The organism is Amycolatopsis sp. NPDC059027 (assembly GCF_042739735.1).
Lineage (GTDB): Bacteria > Actinomycetota > Actinomycetes > Mycobacteriales > Pseudonocardiaceae > Amycolatopsis.
On the sequence record NZ_JBHYIK010000136.1, the window covers coordinates 1 to 1,347 of the forward strand.

Sequence of the window (1,347 nt, forward strand, 5' to 3'; positions counted from 1 at the left end):
AATTCTTTGTGGGGGGCCCCTGTTGCGGCGCTAGCCTTACCGGGCCGGGTAAAATCTTAATGTTTTCGGGGGGCCAACCCCCCAGACCCCTGCCGGGGGCACGCCCCCGGACCCCCGTCCGCGTGGCTCGATTGGTTCGTATGCTGACACGTTGAGTCCACAGTCGTGTCGGCACTGTCTTGTCAGCGGCCTGGGTTCGCGGCCACCGCCTCCGGCTCGGCGACGTTCTTGTGGCGCGGCCGCAGCCTGCCGTGCGCGGCGAGGATGCCGAGCACGACGAGCACGGCGCCCACCGGCTGGTTCCAGCTGAGCGGTTCGTCGAGCACCACGATTCCGAGCAGCACGCCGACAACGGGTGTGAGGTAGGTCACTGCCGACGCGTTGGCGGCGCCCCACGCGGCGATGATCGAGGCGTTCCAGACGTAGGCGATCCCGGTGCCGAACACGCCGAGCGCGAGCATGCTGAGCACGACCGCGAGGCTCAGGTGCACCGGCGTGCTCGCGACGACGGGCACGAGCAGTCCGAGAATCACCGTGGCGAAGGCGGTTTGCCCGAACGCGATGGTCACCGGGTCGATGCCGCGCGGGGACACGAACCGGCGCATGTAGACGAACGAGCAGCCGTAGCACGTCGTCGCACCGAGGCACGCGAGTTGCGCGGTGAGCTGGTGTGAGACGTCGATGCCCTGCCACACGCCGACGATGGTGAGCACGCCGAGGAAACCGAGCAGCAGCCCCAGGATCCGGGGCGGGGTCAGCCGTTCCGTACGCAGCGCGGCCGCGGCGATGAGCATCGTGATGAGTGGCGTCGTGGCGTTGAAGATGCTGGCCAGCCCGGAGGAAATGTACTGCTCGGCCCAGGAGAACAGCAGAAACGGGATGACGCACAGCAGGACGGCGACGACCGCGAGGTGGCCCCACAACGCCGGGTCACGGGGGAGTGGCCTACGGCGGAGGAGCAGCACCGCGAGCAGAGCCAGTGCGCCGAACCCGGCTCTCGCCAGCGCCACCTGCGCGGGGGCGAGACCGGTGAGACCGACCTTGATGAACAGGAAACTCGCGCCCCACACCGTCGCCAGCAGCGCGAACCGCGCGGCGATGCCGAAACGTCCCACCAGACCTCCCGCTTCGTGACTTCTCGCGGTCAGTCAACGATCTTCAGGCGGTTACTGGCGAGTGGTTTTCGGACATCACGCTGGTCGGCGGTGGCGAGTGTGGTGGGTCTGACGGCGGGCGCCGCGGGGCGGGGGCGGGGGGGGGGGCCGCCCCCGGCCCCGGGGGGCGGCGCGCCCCCGCGACGGGGTCGCCCCACACGCACAGGCGCAGCCCGCCCCACCGCGCGGGTGG

The 1,347-nt window shown here is 70.2% G+C and carries 1 protein-coding gene; it reads right to left on the minus strand.

Annotated elements, in window-relative coordinates:
• Positions 1-182 precede the first annotated feature (182 nt).
• Positions 183-1,115, minus strand: a complete 933-nt coding sequence (locus ACFWY9_RS44040; RefSeq protein WP_378323174.1) for a DMT family transporter — start codon at positions 1,113-1,115, stop codon at positions 183-185.
• Between the last annotated feature and the right edge of the window lie 232 nt (positions 1,116-1,347).